This is a genomic window from Sporofaciens musculi (genome assembly GCF_009830285.1).
GTDB lineage: Bacteria > Bacillota > Clostridia > Lachnospirales > Lachnospiraceae > Sporofaciens > Sporofaciens musculi.
The window spans coordinates 109,197-126,939 of the sequence record NZ_WUQX01000003.1 but is presented as its reverse complement, the minus strand read 5'-3'; the positions used below and the strand labels follow the sequence as shown (position 1 = coordinate 126,939).

Here is a 17,743-nt window from a genome sequence, read left to right as displayed (position 1 = left end):
TACCGGTAGATGAACAGGAACACGTGGCAATATTTATTATTTCATCCAACAGTAAAAAGATAATTTATGCCCCATGTGATGTAAAGCCATTTCCAAAGTCAGAGAAATTTCAAGGTGCAGATGTTTTAATCATTGGCAATACAATTGTCGGGGATATATTAAAAGATGGCTTTGTATTAAATGAAAATAACCCACTGCGAAAAGAACTGTTTACTATAGATGAAATTGATACAATACGAAAACAGTATGGAATCAAAAGAGTTATTATTACCCATTTAGAGGAAGACTGGGGAAAGTCATATAATGATTATAGAGAATTAGAGAGGGAATTGAACTTAATACATTTTGCGTATGATGGATTGAAAATACAGTTATGAACAGAGTAAGGGCTGGTTTTCCAGCAATTGGGGTGTGTAAAATAATCTGTGTAAATCATCTGCATCCACCTACATTTGCATATTTCCCTCAAGATAGGTAGTGTAGAATAATTTGTGTCTTTGGAAAAAAATACCTCTTTTTTGGTAAGAATCAAGATATGACAATTCTTATCGAAAAGGAGGATTTTTTATGCCAGCAACAAAAGAACAGATTCGACAGATTATTGCAGATAACAACCTAAACAGCGTAGCTGATGTCTACAGCCTGCTCAGAGACAGCTTCAAGGATATCCTTCAGGAACTCATGGAGGCAGAATTGGATGCGTCTCTCGGTTATGAAAAGAATCAGAAAAGAGAGGCTCCTACATCCAATAAGAGAAATGGACATACCCCTAAAACATTGAAGAGTCAGTATGGTGAGTTCCAGATCGATGTCCCAAGGGACAGGGAAGGGGAATTTGAGCCAAAACTGATCCCAAAATACCAGCGGGATATTTCCGGGATAGAGGAAAAAGTGATATCCCTCTACGCAAGGGGCATGAGCACAAGAGACATCCATGACCAGATACAAGATCTTTACGGGATGGAACTGTCAGCAGAAATGGTCAGCAAGATCACAGACAGGGTCCTGCCGGAAATAAAGGAATGGCAGTCACGTCCGTTGAATCCGATCTATCCTTTTGTGTTCATGGACTGCATCCATTACAAGGTCAGGGAGGATGGGCGCATCTTAAGCCGGGCGGCTTATATCGTGCTGGGCATCACAGCAGATGGTTACAAAGATATCCTGAGCATCACAGTAGGAGCTAATGAAACGAGCAAGTTCTGGCTGGGCATGTTAAATGATCTGAAAAACCGCGGTGTACAGGATGTACTGTTCTTCTGCGTGGACGGGCTTCCCGGTTTTAAGGAAGCGATAGGGGCAGTCTATCCGGATGCCCAGATCCAGAGGTGTGTCATCCATATGCTACGCAATTCTTTCAAATATGTCAATTACAGTGACCTGAAGAAATTTTCCTCAGATTTCAAGGCAGTATATAATGCCCCCAATGAAACATCTGCTCTTTCAGAACTGGAAAAGATCAAAGAAAAGTGGGGAAGGAAATACCCCTATGCGATAAGTAACTGGGAGAATAACTGGGAAGACATCAGTTCCTTCTTTCAGTTTTCAGATGATATCCGGCGTATCATGTATACTACAAATATCATAGAAGGACTGAACCGCCAGTATCGGAAAGTGACAAAGACAAAGAGTGTATTCCCCAGCGACAGCGCGTTGGAAAAGATGCTTTATCTTGCCAGTGGAAATGTGATCAAAAAATGGACACAGCGTTACAGAAACTGGGACCAGGTGCTGAACCAGCTGATCGTCCTGTACGGGGAGAGGCTTACCCGGTACCTGTAAAATGAAAAGCCGGAACGACATATCGCATCAAAACGTTCCGGCCTTATTTCATCGGCATTAGCAGTATTGCCAGAAATTCCCGGTCTTATTCCGGAGGCCGGGTGTGGGCAGAGCCCACGGAAAGAGTTTCTGCTGCTAATGTCTGATTGGTGTGCCAAAAAATCAATAAATATGTATAAAACCTGACTATCTGGTAATACTATTATCATAAAAAGAATTCGACAACATAAAAGTAATGATATTCGACAGCAGATTTCTACATATCTGATTCCTACCAGTAAAGATTATTTCTCCAAAGACACAAGATTATTTACAGTCTCCTCAAAACGGTCAGTTATCCTGATTTTTGTATTACATTTATGTTATAGTATGAAGTATACATATAACATCATTTGCTCTTCCCCGCTATTTTTTCTCACTGCCACCTTACATTAATCAAGGCACTGCCACACATTTTTCATTCTGACTGCTCAAAATGTCTTCGTCAATATGTACCGGCAATTTTTTATTTATCTCTGCAAAATAACATGCAATATTATTTACCAAATCACATAAGTAACCATATTCCGAGGGAAGTATGGAAAATATCATATTATTTTTACTATAGGATAGCAGTAATATTTCATGAATTTCCGGAATTCTGTGCTTCATAATTTCCGAAAGCATGGATTCAATTGGAAATTCATCTTTTGATTCCCATCGGATCTGATAGCGGACAGCCATATAAGGAGCCATTAATGTATCCTTTTCGGTATAAGCAAACTGATAGCCATCCAGGGCCTCTTTTAGAAACAGGGGTTTTCCTGTTAAACCGTTTTCTTTTCTATGATAAGAATATCCTAAAAATTTCATGATATAATATCTTTCCCAGTACATCTTCTTTTTTTCTAAACCAGTCTTGCTTAAATATTGGAACATCTTATAGTAGTTCCGCATGCTGTCCATTACTGCAGGGGCATGATCAGGATTTTCTGTTTTGCATATTTCATGCAGGACAGTATTTATATTACATTTCCATAAAGCCGGGGAACAGGCGAAATCCATTCCAAGCCGGATGCTGAACAGGGTTATGCCATAGACTTGCTGCCGGAAAAAGTATTCATACAATTGATAAGGCTCGTAACAAATGATTTTGCGGAAAGCACTTTTTTCAATATAGGGCAGTATGGTATCTAATATGGTCAGATTGCTGCTGGAATAATAAAAAAATTTGCCTTGAACATAGAGAAGCACCCATGACGAACCCTTATTATCTATCAAGGTTTCCATAGGGAGCAAGGGCGTCATTAGCAGTTTTTCAAGAAACAATCTCATCTGCCATTTGTCTGCTGTATCCAGGTTTACTGCCGGAAAATCTTGAAGCTCTTTATAGGTTATCTGCCATATATGGGGAGGGCGTTCCATAGTTGCAGCGGAAATTGGTTTTATCAGTACAGATGAAATATCTTTCGTATAGCAGGTGTGAACTGCCTTTTCACGCTTATCATCTGTTATTTTTTTCTTACTGGCAGTTTCTTGCAGAGGATTTCTGTTTCCCGCTGTTGTCAGAGATTTCCCTGCTAGCAGGCCCTCCAGGCGCAGAGGGCTTTCTTCCATAATTTCTTCCTGTTTTTCCTGTTGTGTTGAAGGCTCAGGAGCCGGTCGGAAATGCAGCTGAAAGCATTTTTTCAAAATGTTTTCAATCTTTTCCGGCGGCAAAGCATGATAATTACTTAGGAAGAGATTATCAAGGTATTTTTTTGCAATTTTAAAATCATCTGCAGAGAGCTTATTTTTATTATTCTGTTTCAAGGTATGGATGATATTTTCGGAGATGGACAACATATCCGATTGTGATTTTGGCACCTTTTCCATATATTCAAAAGCCAGCCGATTTAAAGGTATTACTGAGACGGATGATTTTTCCGATACGGGAATCATTGCCCGGAAGTGGCGGCAGGTAAGACCGGATTCTAAGAGAGCCTGTAAATTATTCCAGCTTCTCAGGGCATAACCAATTAATATGGATTCCTGCATTTCCCACTGGTTTTTAAAGAGCGGAGAATAGGCACATAATTGACAGGTTGAATTACATTTATATTGGGAGATAATCGTAAAACAAAGTTCCGGATGCTCCGTATTCAAGTCTTCCCCTTTCGTTTCTTCCGGAATCACATGGTTCGCCTTTAAGAAACTGATCAGTTCCCTATCTTCTAATTTCTGATTAGGATATTTTGCTTTAAATGCAGACTTTGCAACGTTGAATATGCGCTGCTGGTCGGGAGTACCATCTCTTTTCCTGATATATTTGTGGCATGCCGGGACATATAATCCTTTTTTCATCTGTATTTCTCTCCTTATTGCATTATTTTGTCGGAAGTCCTTTTGAAATCCAATATCGTATACCCATAGCTTAACAGAGCCCTCCGGAATGCTCAATGAAAGAATAAGGAGAAGATGTCGCAAAACATGGAATGGGCAACAGAATAAAAGAGAAAGGCAGGGGAACAGATAAGTTGTCTTAATATCAGATATGTTTTCCTCGAAGGACAGCTGTAATATGTATTTGGCAGTATATGGCGTTTTGTGGATTTGAAAGAGCATGTTTCTTTCTATATAATAAGGATATATTTTTTTAGCGAGCCAAAGTGCGGAAGGCTTTTTGTACAATTCCTGGAAACAGGTATCAAGAAGCAGTCTGCCTTTGGCTTTTTTGGGGCTTGCAGGAGAAAGGAGGAGAGAAACAAAAAGGCAGATTTCCCGCACTTAAAAATTTATTTAGCCGCAGGGCTGGCCGGGCAGGGATATTCCCTGCCTTTTCATTATTATATCAGGAGGAAAACGATGATTAGAAAACAAAGAATTATGTCAGGAACCCTGGCATTCTTAATCTGCTGCACAACAATACTTCATTCAAGTATGACGGCGTTTGCAGCAGAATCTGCAAAGCCGGAAATCCAGACAGTGGAATCAGCAGAGGATAAGGCACCGGTTCAGGAAGATAACTTTATTTTGTATAATGAGGGTGCATCCAATCTGCCTTTTTTATCTGAAATGAAGGAACGCTTAACAGAAGACGAGTTTGTTATTGCCCAAGATATATCCATAAAAGCGCAGACAGACTTCGATATCGAACATGATTTTACCAAACTGTTTTTTGCAGAAGAAAAGGTAAAAATTATATTTAAAAATGCCGTTGATGAAAAATTAACCAACTTTGCCAATGACGTACCGGGAAAGTATCAGGCTGTCTACGAAGTATATCCTGGCAGGGACGAAAACCTGGCATATCAGATCAGCCGGATGATTACTGTAAAAAGCAGGGAGCCGGAAAGCCCTTCAAAAAACGGGCATACAAAAACAGGAACTGATTCTGGGGACGAGTCGGAAGACGCAGATCCGTCAGTCGCGCCTGATAAGGCGGATATGAATCAAACAGGAGAACCGGGAAAGCCAGATTTAGACGATTCCGCTGATAATTTAGATACATCTGGCGGGGAAAACGAACAGGAACTGGTTGCCGTAGAAGATGTGGAGGACAGCCTGTTTCTGTCTGTTGTGCCCGCAAGAATGGCGGCCCAGAGAAGCTCAAATGTCTCTTTGGTGAAGGGGAAGACTTTGCGTTATCCCTCTAACATTGGAAATTACGAAACGAATTATTTTTATGTAAATGGAAAAATAGCATACTGCCTGGAATCTCCGAAAGCCTCTCCGCCGGATGCAGACTATGTTGCAGAGGTTCTGAACACAAATGCTAATCTGCAGAAAGTCTTATATTATGGATATGGCGGGCCGGGAGATCTGACAGAGCAGTATATGTCGCAGCTGGATGCAGATACCAGGTATATATTTACACATATTGCGGCGAGTTATGCATATATAGGGGATGCGGGTTTTCATGGCTGTACAGCAGGATCTCTGGAGGAAACCGGTGTCCTGGGTTATATCAACTATCTGTTTGGACAGGAAAACCCGCCGGTAGCTGCCATCAGCCTGAATTCTGATTATGAAAAAGCGTATCTTGATGGAGATTCACAAAAGACAAAAACCTTTCAGTTAAATGGGGATCACCGCAATTATGTTACTCTGGATCTTCCATCAAACGTGACATATCATAATGCTTCTGACGGTAAGAGCCAGACCGGAGGAACTATAAAAATATACGGCGAAGGGAGTTTTTATTTCACTGCACCTAAGACCGCAACCGGTGAATGGGACAGCGGAAAGCTGACAGGACAGATTGGCGCACAATGGAAAACGCTGGTGCTTAGTACCGGAAGTACCATTCAGGATATCGGATACGGAGATTTCATAGAAGAAAAGGCAAACTCTGTCCGGTTCAAAGTGAAGTGGATGGATATTGCCAGAATCACACTGATAAAGAAAGACAGAGACACCAATGTCAGCCTTTCAGGCGCGGTATTTGGAGTGTATAAAGATGAGGCCTGCACAAGCCTGATTGTAACCATGCCGCCTACAGATGAAAAGGGAAGTTCCTCTACAGAGTTTACCAAAACTCAGGAAACCGTTTATTTGAAAGAAATAACCGCCCCTGCCGGGTACTGCCTCAGTGCGGAGGTCCATAATGTAAAGCTGGTAGCAGGAGGGAATACGGACGTAAAGGCGGGGAACAAAGAGCAGAAAGGGAAGATTAAGATTCATAAATCCGGAGAAAAACTCACATCAGTCAACGGCAGTGATCCGGTAAACTTCATATATGAAGACGCTTCATTTCCTGGCGCCGATTATTCTATCTATGCTGCTGAAGATATTATAAGCCAGGATAAGAAAACAGTAATCCATAAAAGGGATACTCTGATTGCGAACCTGACTACCGGCGAAGACGGCTGCGCAGTTTCTGAGGAATTGTATCTGGGGAAATACCGCATTGTTGAGACAAAGGCGCCTGCGGATTTGGTAATCGAAAAAAACGAACAGGAGACAACAAAGACTGTTTCCCTCACATATGCCGGTCAGACTGCCTCTCTTGCGTTAGCTGAAAGCGAATATAATAACAAGCGGCCGAAAATAAAAGTAACATCTGTAAAACATTCACAGAATGACGACACAACGCTTGAAGGTGCAAAGTTCGGACTATATAACAAGGAAGCCATCAAGATCAACGGACGAACCGTTCTTGATAAGGATACACTGATTCAGAGCAGTATCAGTAACCGAGATGGGATTGCAGAATTTTCTGCTGATATCCCGATTAACTATACCTATTATATCAGGGAAATACAGGCGCCGGAAAAGTATTATAGGTCGGAAGAAACATATGAGTTTACATATACATACAAAAATGATCAGACATATGAATACGTATTTTCACATGCATTCCAAAATGAAGAAGTCCGCGCAAAAATTCATGTACGGAAGATAGATAAAGAAACACACGAATTTCTAAGTCAGGGAGATGCAGCTTTAATTGGTGCAGAGTATGGCTTATTCGCAGCAGAGGATATTCAGCATCCGAACAAAAAATCCGGAACAGTACATAAAAAGGGGGAGCTCGTTTCAAAAGGGGAAATTAATGAGAATGGAGAACTTGATTTCACTGATTTATATTTAGGCAAGTATTGTATCCGCGAACTTGCCGCATCGGAAGGATATTTGCTTGATCCTACAGAGTATCCGGTAGAAGCAGCTTATGAGGGACAGGATGTAAAAATTGTCCACAGAGAGGTAACCGTAAATGAGACCGTGAAAAAGCAGCCTTTCCAGTTAATCAAAGTCGGCTCCGATGGCGAACAGACAGAAGCAGATCTTCTAAAGGGAGCCGGATTCAAAATATATCTGATTCGCTCATTAAAAGGTGTCAAGGCCGGAGACATAAAACCGGATGGCAATGGAAATTACTCTCCGGAACAGTTCCGAGGCTATGATTTTAGCAAGGAGACAACGGCGCTTGATTATTCAGAAGACAGCAAAGGCATTCCCATGCCGGAGCTTTTTACGGATGAAAAGGGATATGCGGTAAGCAATGAATTAGCCTATGGAAAATATGTAGTGATAGAATCGACCACTCCTGAAAACTACAATACAATCGATCCGTTTATCGTAACCATTAATGAAGATAAACGGGAACCCCAGCAATGGAGAGTATTCATTGACTATGAATTTCAGGCAATTTTGAAAATATATAAAATTGACGGCACCAGTAAGATGCCTGTACTGCATAAAGGCACTGTCTTTAAAATCTATAACCTGGATAATGAAGAGTATGTAAAGCAATATACACATTACCCGGAGCTCGTAGAGCACACGGAATTTGAAGTTTCTGACCAGGGTTATCTGCTGACGCCTGAAAAATTAAAGATGGGGAATTACCGTCTGGAGGAGAGCGCAGCTGCTGACGGCTATGTAAAAGGGGAACCGATTGAATTTACCCTTTCATCTGACCAGGCATACGAGGTGGAAGAGGAAACAGGCGCCGTGGTTATAAGGGTTGATTATGAAAATCAGCGCCAGACAGGTTCTCTACGGCTGCAAAAGAAGGGGGAGCACCTGTCCGGTTATGGGCAAAAGAAGAAAAATATTCTGCGGCGTTTTGGGGAATTTTTAGGTATCCTTAATTCGGGAAAAGATGATTCTGACTTTATTTATGAAATGGGAAATGTGGAAGGAGCAGAATTCAAAATATATGCGGCAGAAGATATTTATTCACCGGATTACCAGTGTGACAGGGAAGGAAACCGGATTACTCTGTATAGGAAGGACGAACTGGTATCTATGATTAAAACGGACAAGGACGGGAAAGCAGAATTGACAGACCTGCCTCTTGGGAAATATAGAATAGAGGAAGTTACAGCCGGACCGGGATTTGCATTGAATAAGGAAATACAGGAATTTTCGTTGGAATATGCTGGTGATGAAGTAGAGGTCGTATACAGCGACAGTGAATATGTCAATGAACGGCAGAGGGTATCTATCCAGATTAAAAAGACAGATATTGAGACAAAAGAGCCTGTGGCAGGAACCATTTTCGGCCTTTATATTGCAGAGGATATTTTAATCGGTGAGGGGATTGTCATTCCCGCAGACACACTGATTGAGACAGCATCCTCTGATGAAAATGGAGTGGCAGCTTTTACGAAAGATCTGCCCATTGCGCGCTATTATGCGAAGGAGCTGAAACCTTCGCCAGGATATGTACAAAGCGAAGAGATGATTGATTTCAATCTGCAGTATACGAATCAGGAACAGACAGTCATAGCCGCAGAGCAGGAGGTCACAAATGATTTCACTAAAGTAGATATCAGCAAAGTGGACATCGGCGGTAAGGAGGTAATCGGTGCAAAGCTTACCATTAAGGATTCTGATGGAAATGAGGTCACATCCTGGATTACTGACGGAAAAGTACATAGAATTGACCGATTAGAACCTGGCGATTATATACTGATTGAAGAACAGGCTCCGGATGGATATGAGCTTGCGGAAGAAATCCCTTTTACTGTTCTGGAAAGCGGTGAGATCCTAAAAGTAGAAATGGTAGATGAATTTGAAAAAACCGGAACCATCACTATAGATAAGGTTGGAGATATGCTCACCGGAATCTCAACATATGATTCTGATTTCGGGAAAATCAACCGTATGGAGTATGAAAAGCGGTCTTTACCAGGCGTGGAATTTACAGTTTATGATATGGATGGAAATGCCGTGGACACCATCACAACAGATGAAGAAGGCAAAGGAGTATCGAAGAATCTGCCGTTAGGTGAGTATATCTTAAAAGAAACGAAAACACCGGCGGGTCTGGCCATGAATCATAAAAAGTATGAGGTTGTATTGACCAAGGATAAGAAAGATCAAGTTGTAGATATCAGCCTGGATATTGAGAATGATGTAATAGACACAGAAATTAACGTCTATAAAGTAGGAGAAATGCTGAATCCAGAAAACGGGACATTCGGATATGGGAAAAAGCCGTTAGAAGGAATCTTCTTTGGTATTTATACAAATGAAGATATTATGGATTACCGCGGCGAAAGAATCCTTCCAAAGGACAGCCTGATCGGAGTAATTAAAACAAATGAAGAAGGTAAGGCGACATTAAAGGCTGCCCTGGTATCCGGCCATTATTACTTCAGAGAGCTTCAGACACTGGAGGGGTATATTCTGGATGAGGAAAAGCATGAATTTGAGCTGACGTTAGAAAATGAGCCGGTAACGGTCTTTGATGTCAATAAAGAGAATCCGGCGGTCAATAAGCTGGAAAAGGCAAAGGTAACGCTTATAAAAATTGACGCAAATAATGAATCTAAGAAGCTTCCAGGGGCGGAATTTGAGTTATTTACATCTGACGGGAAAAATATCGGAACATATATCACCGATGAAAAAGGTGAAGTCAATATAAGTGACCTTGCTTTCGGAGAATATTATTTCAAAGAAAAGAAAGCGCCGGCAGGATATCAGCAGCTTGCAGATAAGATTGAGTTCCGTATGAAAGGACAGGATATTACGATTACCTGCAGAAACCATGTTATTCCAAAGACGGCGGTTCCGAAACTTGGTTTTGACGACAGTACGGCGCTGTTTGCAGCCGCATTTGTTGCAGTCGGAATAACAGGGCTTGGCATTGGCTTTTCTATCTATTATAAGAAACAGAAACGTAAAAAATAAACAACAGTTATCGCTGGTGCAGGGGAAGCTCTGCACCATTTTTAGGAGGACTTATGAAGAAAAAGATTAAACATTTATTTCCAATTGCATGCTTTGTTTCTGGAATTATCCTTATTATATCTGTCGGATATCAGATTTACTGTGAGCCCTATCATGAAGCGGATAAACGGAACCATTTTGAGGATATGCTTATTGACGGCTACATGGACGAAAAGGCAGAAATTCCTGACGAAGCGCCATCAGATGAGGCTCCTTTAGTTGAATACCAGTATAGTGATGTAAACGACTATTCTTTCCGGGGACACATTGACTGTATACTGGTCATTGATAAGATTAACATGAAGAAAGCGGTCATTCGGGGAAATACGCTTGACGACAATGATTTTAACCTGTCAAAATACTACTTTGTAACGGCAGATCTTTCAACAACCCTGAAGGGAAATTATATTATATACGGACATAGTTCCCAGACATACGGCCACAGCTTTAACCGCCTGGATGAAATGAATGTGGATGATACTTTCTATGTTATACAGGGAAATACCCGGTACAGCTATAAAGTAGAAGCTGTAGACAGGGTACTTCGTTTAAAAAGTGATGCATATTTCCCTCATGATGTGGGAAAGAGGGTAACGCTGGTGGCATGTGAAAAAAACCTTGCAGCCGGATATTCAGAAAAACGGATCATTATAGTGCGTGCCGTACAGATGAGGGAAGAAAAAATATAACAGAAGGTTTTATAAAACCGGAGAGTAAGGGCACTTATCTTATCTCCGGTTTTGCCTTTTATTCGTTAGAGAATACGAAAACTTTGACAGAAGGATTCAACTATAGTAGAATAAACATAAAGTATTTTTATTCATGGTTTTCTGCATTTGTAGATTATGTAGTGTAATTCCCAGAGATGGGTACCCCTGTTAAGTATAGTAGGGAAAATTTTAATAGAAGGAGGGACGGTTTTACTTACAGCTCAGAAGGAATCATATAAAAATACTAAAATAAAGTATAAGTCTAGCGATGAACATCTTTCTATAGATGTTCTTTTTTTATGCAGAAAAGGAGGTAAATTTATTATTGAAAGGCGAAGAGAAAATGCAAAAGAAAACAATGATTAGTATAAGCGAACGCGAAAACGTTGTATCCTTAAGAACATATTCAAGAGATCATCAATGTTCTAATAATTTTTTCCTATTAAAGAAAGAAATACAGCAGCTGATGTCGGAGAGAATGATAATTGTTAAAGATGTCTGTTCTTTTGCGGAACTGCGGTGTAGGGAAGATGTGAACTGTAATAAGAATATTAATATACGGTTCTGGTGGCTGCACAGCTTAGCAGACGGCAGATATGAAGGGTACGAAGAAGTTATATGCCTGCCACAGGAAGTCCTGTTTCAAGCCTTGCACAAAACAGGATATAAGAGGAAACTGCTTTCTATATCTCAGACCATTCCGGCTAAAATAGAATTTCGAAGCAGAAAAAATCTAAAAGATATTATATCTCGGCCTAGAATCCGGCATAAATTCACAAAATTTCTTGAACAAAAACTGAATTGGGAAAACTATGAACGGTTTGTTTTATATGATGATTTTCTGCCATATAGTTTTTTGTTTGACGGATATACACCCTATGGTCCGGGAGTCTCTGGCGGTATCATCCTTCATGGGCAGAGCAACCTGAATACAGCTTATTACGGCATACATACTTAAGGGAGAAAAATATTATGATGAACAATGACAACCCTTTTTTAAGGAGACATACTTATGGGAAAATCAAATAAATTAACCCCTGAGCAAAATCAATTTGCATGCCAGCATCTTTCTTTAGTAAAAGTCTTTTTGTTCAAAAATCATTTAGACCAGGAATTCTATGATGTCGTTATATTTGGATATCTGGATGCGGTCCGGGAGTATCTGGAGAACCCAGAATTAAGCAGATTTCGTTTTTCCTCTATTGCATGGAGAAAAATGAAATATTGTATGATAAAAGAATTTTTGTATCTGGAATGTCCTAAACGGAAGGCATCTATGGGAATTTATTGCGAAGAGTGCATATCATCAGATATGGACGGCCGGTTTACAGATGGAAATGGAATAGAACGTGCATCTGAGATCCTGGATGCAAAACAACAACTGCTCCAATTGCTTCCATATATTAAGCCGAAAGAAAAAGAAGTAATATATATGAAGGCAGAAGGGTATACTTACCGGGAAATTGCCGAGCATTGCAACATTACAATCCGCGGAGTCTCATCACGTCTGACGCGGATGAGAAAACGTCTCAAACGACTTGGATTGATGCAGGAAGGAGCTGAACAAAGATGAGCCATTTTTCAGTTGCGGTATTTAGCGATGGGAAAAAGACTGTGAAGGAATTACTGGCCCCATATCAGGAAAACAACATGGGAGACTGTCCAAAAAAATATCTTAAATTTGTAAGTGCTGTTGAAAAAGAGCATGAGAGATATGAAACGGGAAGTATGAATATAGTGTGCTTACAGGATGGAAAATACGTTTTTCCGTGGAATATAGTAGAGTTAAAAAGTATATTTTCCTATACGATATTTACTGATGGGGCGGATCATTCACACTTTTATAAGAATAGGAAGGAATATTTTTTTAATTATACATATGATCCCATATTAGGGCACGTCCAAATTGTGTTTGATATCGGTGAAAAGAACGCAGAATTACGGAGCGTTCCTTACAGAGAGATCTATCCTACGATACAGGATTATCTAGAGAATTATTTCGTGTCTCCGTGGGATATAGAAAAACAGGAATTTGGATTTTGGGAAAATCCGAATGCCAAATGGGATTGGTGGCAAATCGGCGGCAGATGGAACGGTCTCCTAAAAGCATCTGAGGGGATAAAGGGGGAGGATAGTCTTGTATATCCGACTCCTGATTTAGAGGGGAGATATGCACAGGCCAGAGTTAAAAATATTAATTTTGAGCCAGATTGTGAGATTTACAATAGAAGTCTCAGATGGTGGGAAGTGGTTATTGAAAATTCTCCGCTGAAGGATGGCGAAAATGCAGATGATTTTTTCAATACATTAAATGAAAAATTCTTATTAGGTACATACAAAAACAAAGAGACATATGCAAAAATACAATCCTCAGTCATTACAAATGCAGTAATCCTGCCAGAGGGAAAATGGTATCAGGCATATGATATAAAAGAGGCAGGCGCCGGATATGGCGCAGAAGAAAAAATCTTTGATTGGAATTTACATTTTAAAGAACGATTCATAGACAAAGCAGAGCCCGAATGGGTATTGACCATCGTAGACTGCCACATTTAAAAAAATCTATTATTGATACAGCGGGAGGCGAAAGCCTCCCAAAGTATTTGATTTAGTTACAACAATAAGGCTATGGCAGAAGGAACATCCATGATTTAAGCCATTACTGCCTAATCATTAAGAAAGGGATATTTTGTCATGATGCTAAAGGAATTTGAAACAAGAACAGGTTATTTTCCTGCCATGAAAGAATACGAAGCAATCGAGAAAGCTTATATAGAGTTTGGCGGTGATAAAGACACGTTTTGTAACGCATACAAAGAGAACGAGGACGGGATTGCTGAAAAAATTCAGTATGAAGTAAATATGCAATATATCCATACACAACAACTTATGGATTCTTATAAGGCTCAAATCATTGAATTGAAGAAAGCTTTAGAACGGGAAGAGGAGTGGAAACTATGCGAGAACCCCAACAATGTGCGTCAGAATGATTATGCGCGGCTGGCCGAAGGGGCCGAGACAGGTAATCACAGCTATTATATGACTGATACAGAGGCAATCGCAAGAATCTGTGACGTGTTTGACTTTGATCCAAGCAAAATCATCATAATTCATGAGGTTGATGAGCTGGAAGTAAATCGTCATAAATTCCTCCGTAAAACCGGACGGAAGATTGAGCGTCACCCTGTTTACTGTGCTCCAGATTACTATTATATCCGTTTCAATACTTCGTACTGGTATTACGAGGTATGGAACGGCCAACTCCGCCCATTTTACGACTGATAAGGCAGTGGTGTATGTAAATCGGATTCATAAATGAATAATGCAAAAGTGAGGAAATGAAAAATGACAAATGAACAAGAAAACCAGGATGTACAGGAACTGGCATTCCAATTAGCAGATCGTTATATTCGTATTCAGGAGACTGGTGAAGGCTATGACTATACCATTTACGATATGAATTATCGGGAATTAGATGGCGGCGTATATGATAACCCTGATATTACAATCACAGAGGTGCTCTATGAAATTGAGTTAGGTCTAAAGGAACCAATGCACCGGAGCGAACTGGAGGGAAATATACACTCATATGATAAACTGATACCGATTGATTTTGAAGAATTGACAGAAAAAGTAGAATATACTGAAATGCACTGGTTTGAGGATCGCGCAAAAAAAGCTGCGAACGAGCGTAGGATTATAGAAAAATTCAAGGCAAAAACAAGTGATATGTTCCACAAGATCAATGGACTGACACAGAAAGAAATAGAATTAAATGTTTATGCTTATCTGCAGTCCAAGATTGATGAATATCAGATATCTATAAATATAGTCGGGATTGCAATATATGGAAGCCGGTGCAGGGGATTGGAAAAGGAAGGTTCTGACCTTGATATTGTTGTGGAATATACAGGCTGCGAGACAGAAGATGATTTGTTCAATGTATTTAATGAAGACGGATTCATGCTTGGCGGTATCAAAGTAGATATCAATCCTATTACTGAAGGTAAAACCGGCACATTGGGTTCTTATCTTCAAAGAGCAGAATCGCTTTTGATGGAAAGACAGATCATCATTACGTATACAGTGGCAGAGTGCAGCGAATTCCATAGCTTAGGGAAATATTACGAAAATATACACAGTGTTGATAAAGCAATAGCTATTTTCAATAAAATACCGCCGGAACAGATGAATGGCATTCCAAGCATCGGTATCAATATACATAAGGATGGAACAGAGTCCTATGCGGATACATCAATGGATATATTGTATGGAGAAACAATAGACTTGGAGGTTCTGGAATACATGTCTGACATTACGGACAATCCAAAAGCAATAAGGGCTATAGAAAATCTGATTGCAAGACTACCATGTATGAAAGTAATTGGTTCTTTGGATAAGTGGAAGAGGTAGAAAAGTGAATTAGGGGCTGGCAACAGCCCCTTTTCAAAAACAATCAATTTAGCCTGACTCATATCCTCTGGATCGACCGTTTTAAAATAATCCATTAATTTTACCCATCAAGAAAAATTCATACTGATACTATGCAGGATTCATTATAGAATGGAGTCAATTCATCATGTGTAAGAAAAAACATATTTTCTGCTTTGGCTTGAGCTAGAAGTCCGATAATAATATTTCTCTTGCATTTTGGGATAATTTAGGACTATCTGTTATTGCCCAAATTAAAATATGTGTGTCTGCTAGATAATTCATTTTTTTATATCCTCAAATAAATCAGCAATTTCCTCGTCCCATTTATCAAAATCAGTTGGATCTTCAATAATTCCCTTTCCAACGCCGATTCTTTTTGATACATCTATCGCCTCTGTAGTAGATTTTAAATTATTTTTTCCTATAAAAAAAACAGGATTCATATTATTTATTACTTGCTCAATAAAAGCAGCACCTTCATCTGACATGTTAATAATGCGTGCGCATACCTGTTGCTGTACGGTCATTAAACCACATCCTTTCTACTACAATATATTTATGGTTAATCTCCCTTACAGCCAGTAAGGAATTACCCATCTTGTTGCTTAAGCTGTTAGAATGTAGAGAGCAATCGGTATAATCGGATCCTTTCTTGGACTTCGCGTCCGTAAAACAGTCTGATAACCAGCTCCTCATTCGCAGCATTCGTTTTATGCAGGTTGAACCACCCACAAAGGTGCGTCCGCGTCACACCACAGTAGATTGAATAGGCAATGAGTAAAACTGGTCCTTACCATTGCTTACAAAAGAAGGAGTGACATAACATATGAATATGAACGCTATCGGTATTGATGTTTCCAAACGTAAAAGCATGGTTGCCATCCTCCGCCCAGGCGGTGAAGTCGTGGCCAAACCTTTTGAAGTATCTCATTTATCCAAGGATCTCCGATCATTGATTCATCGGATCAGATCCCTTGATGGAGAATCACGTATCGTCATGGAGTGTACCGGACATTACTATGAGACCATTGCCCATGAGCTTGTCTCTGCCGGTCTGTTTGTTAGCGCTGTAAATCCACAGCTTATACGTCATTATCAGGACGAAGACAACTCCCTGCGGAAAGTAGAGTCCGACAAAGCAGATTCCCTTAAAATCGCACGCTATACACTTGACAGATGGTCAAAATTGAAACAATATGGTCTTATGGATGAATTACGCAATCAATTAAAGACCATGAACCGCCAGTTTGGCTTCTACATGAAGCACAAGACTGCCATGAAAAACAATCTGATCGGCCTTCTTGACCAAACTTATCCCGGTGTAAACACCTATTTTGACAGCCCCGCCCGCGAAGACGGAAGCCAGAAATGGGTTGACTTTGCGGACTGCTACTGGCATGCAGACTGTGTCCGTAAGATATCTGTGGACGCTTTTGTTGACCACTATCAGAAGTGGTGTCACCGCAAGAAGTACAACTTCAGCAAAACAAAAGCTGAAGAAATCTATGAAACAGCCAAGGAACCGGTTTCTGTACTTCCAAAAGATGTCTTTACCAAACGTATCATCAAACAGGCGGTTGAGCAGTTAAATACTGCATCCCGAACTGTTGAACAGCTCCGTTCCCTAATGAACGAAACCGCAGCCCAACTTCCAGAATACTCTGTCGTTATGGCGATGAAAGGCGTAGGCCCCTCCCTGGGTCCACAGCTAATAGCGGAAATCGGAGATGTGTCACGCTTTACCCATCGGAACGCTATTACCGCATTTGCCGGTGTTGACCCAGGTGTAAATGAATCCGGGGATTACTCTCAAAAAAGTATCCATGCATCAAAACATGGTTCTCCCGCGCTCCGTAAGACCCTATTTCAGGTCATGGACGTTCTAATTAAGACCAAGCCACAAGATGACCCCGTGTATTTGTTCATGGATAAGAAACGTGCGCAAGGCAAAGCTTACTATGTCTACATGACAGCCGGGGCAAATAAATTTCTCCGGATTTATTACGGAAGAGTCAAAGAATATTTGGCTTCCCTTCCACAATAGCAGAAATTACATAACTCTAGCAATTCACAAAACCAGCGTTCTACGGTGGTCTGGTTGTTGTACGCATTTTTCCTACATAAAATTTTTTCAAAAAATATTCAATTTTCTATTGACTTTTTATTTGCAGGCTGAA

General features: G+C 40.3%; 12 protein-coding genes. 10 read left to right on the top strand and 2 right to left on the bottom strand.

Annotated elements, in window-relative coordinates:
- Positions 1 to 23 precede the first annotated feature (23 nt).
- Together GN277_RS30740 and GN277_RS28390 are read left to right on the top strand one after the other, a co-directional pair.
- The gene (locus GN277_RS30740) at positions 24 to 377 is read left to right on the top strand and encodes an MBL fold metallo-hydrolase (RefSeq protein ID WP_244325051.1); all 354 of its coding nucleotides are present in this window, start codon (positions 24 to 26) and stop codon (positions 375 to 377) included.
- Between the two features lie 190 nt (positions 378 to 567).
- Entirely contained in the window at positions 568 to 1,782 is a 1,215-nt protein-coding gene (locus tag GN277_RS28390) for an IS256 family transposase (protein ID WP_159751631.1), read from the top strand.
- Between the two features lie 435 nt (positions 1,783 to 2,217).
- Here GN277_RS28390 and GN277_RS28385 read toward each other — a convergent pair whose 3' ends face one another.
- Positions 2,218 to 4,104: a hypothetical protein gene (locus GN277_RS28385; RefSeq protein ID WP_159757685.1), complete on the bottom strand. Its 1,887-nt coding sequence runs from the start codon at positions 4,102 to 4,104 to the stop codon at positions 2,218 to 2,220.
- A gap of 501 nt (positions 4,105 to 4,605) precedes the next feature.
- Here GN277_RS28385 and GN277_RS28380 point away from each other — a divergent pair.
- The 7 genes from GN277_RS28380 to GN277_RS28350 all read left to right on the top strand — a co-directional run bounded on the left by GN277_RS28380 (position 4,606) and on the right by GN277_RS28350 (position 15,545).
- Complete coding sequence (locus tag GN277_RS28380) at positions 4,606 to 10,383, top strand: SpaA isopeptide-forming pilin-related protein (protein ID WP_159757682.1); 5,778 nt, start codon at positions 4,606 to 4,608, stop codon at positions 10,381 to 10,383.
- A 53-nt stretch (positions 10,384 to 10,436) separates the two neighbouring features.
- Positions 10,437 to 11,111: a sortase gene (locus GN277_RS28375; RefSeq protein ID WP_159757679.1), complete on the top strand. Its 675-nt coding sequence runs from the start codon at positions 10,437 to 10,439 to the stop codon at positions 11,109 to 11,111.
- A gap of 499 nt (positions 11,112 to 11,610) precedes the next feature.
- Complete coding sequence (locus GN277_RS28370; protein ID WP_159757676.1) at positions 11,611 to 12,090, top strand: hypothetical protein; 480 nt, start codon at positions 11,611 to 11,613, stop codon at positions 12,088 to 12,090.
- A gap of 54 nt (positions 12,091 to 12,144) precedes the next feature.
- On the top strand, positions 12,145 to 12,705 hold the full coding sequence (locus tag GN277_RS28365) for an RNA polymerase sigma factor (RefSeq protein ID WP_159757673.1): 561 nt from the start codon (positions 12,145 to 12,147) through the stop codon (positions 12,703 to 12,705).
- Positions 12,702 to 13,688: a hypothetical protein gene (locus GN277_RS28360; protein WP_159757670.1), complete on the top strand. Its 987-nt coding sequence runs from the start codon at positions 12,702 to 12,704 to the stop codon at positions 13,686 to 13,688. Before GN277_RS28365 ends, GN277_RS28360 begins: the two co-directional genes overlap by 4 nt.
- A gap of 138 nt (positions 13,689 to 13,826) precedes the next feature.
- The gene (locus GN277_RS28355) at positions 13,827 to 14,414 is read left to right on the top strand and encodes a hypothetical protein (RefSeq protein WP_159757667.1); all 588 of its coding nucleotides are present in this window, start codon (positions 13,827 to 13,829) and stop codon (positions 14,412 to 14,414) included.
- Between the two features lie 63 nt (positions 14,415 to 14,477).
- Positions 14,478 to 15,545: an LPD16 domain-containing protein gene (locus GN277_RS28350; RefSeq protein WP_159757664.1), complete on the top strand. Its 1,068-nt coding sequence runs from the start codon at positions 14,478 to 14,480 to the stop codon at positions 15,543 to 15,545.
- Positions 15,546 to 15,844: 299 nt separating this feature from the next.
- On the opposite strand, the gene GN277_RS28345 is transcribed toward GN277_RS28350, so the two are convergent.
- Positions 15,845 to 16,093 carry a hypothetical protein gene (locus GN277_RS28345; protein WP_204162871.1) on the bottom strand — a complete coding sequence of 83 codons (249 nt, stop codon included), beginning with the start codon at positions 16,091 to 16,093 and terminating at the stop codon, positions 15,845 to 15,847.
- Between the two features lie 305 nt (positions 16,094 to 16,398).
- On the opposite strand from GN277_RS28345, the gene GN277_RS28340 reads away from it, so the two are divergent.
- Positions 16,399 to 17,610, top strand: coding sequence for an IS110 family RNA-guided transposase (locus tag GN277_RS28340; protein ID WP_204162872.1), 1,212 nt, complete (start codon positions 16,399 to 16,401; stop codon positions 17,608 to 17,610).
- Positions 17,611 to 17,743: the final 133 nt, after the last annotated feature.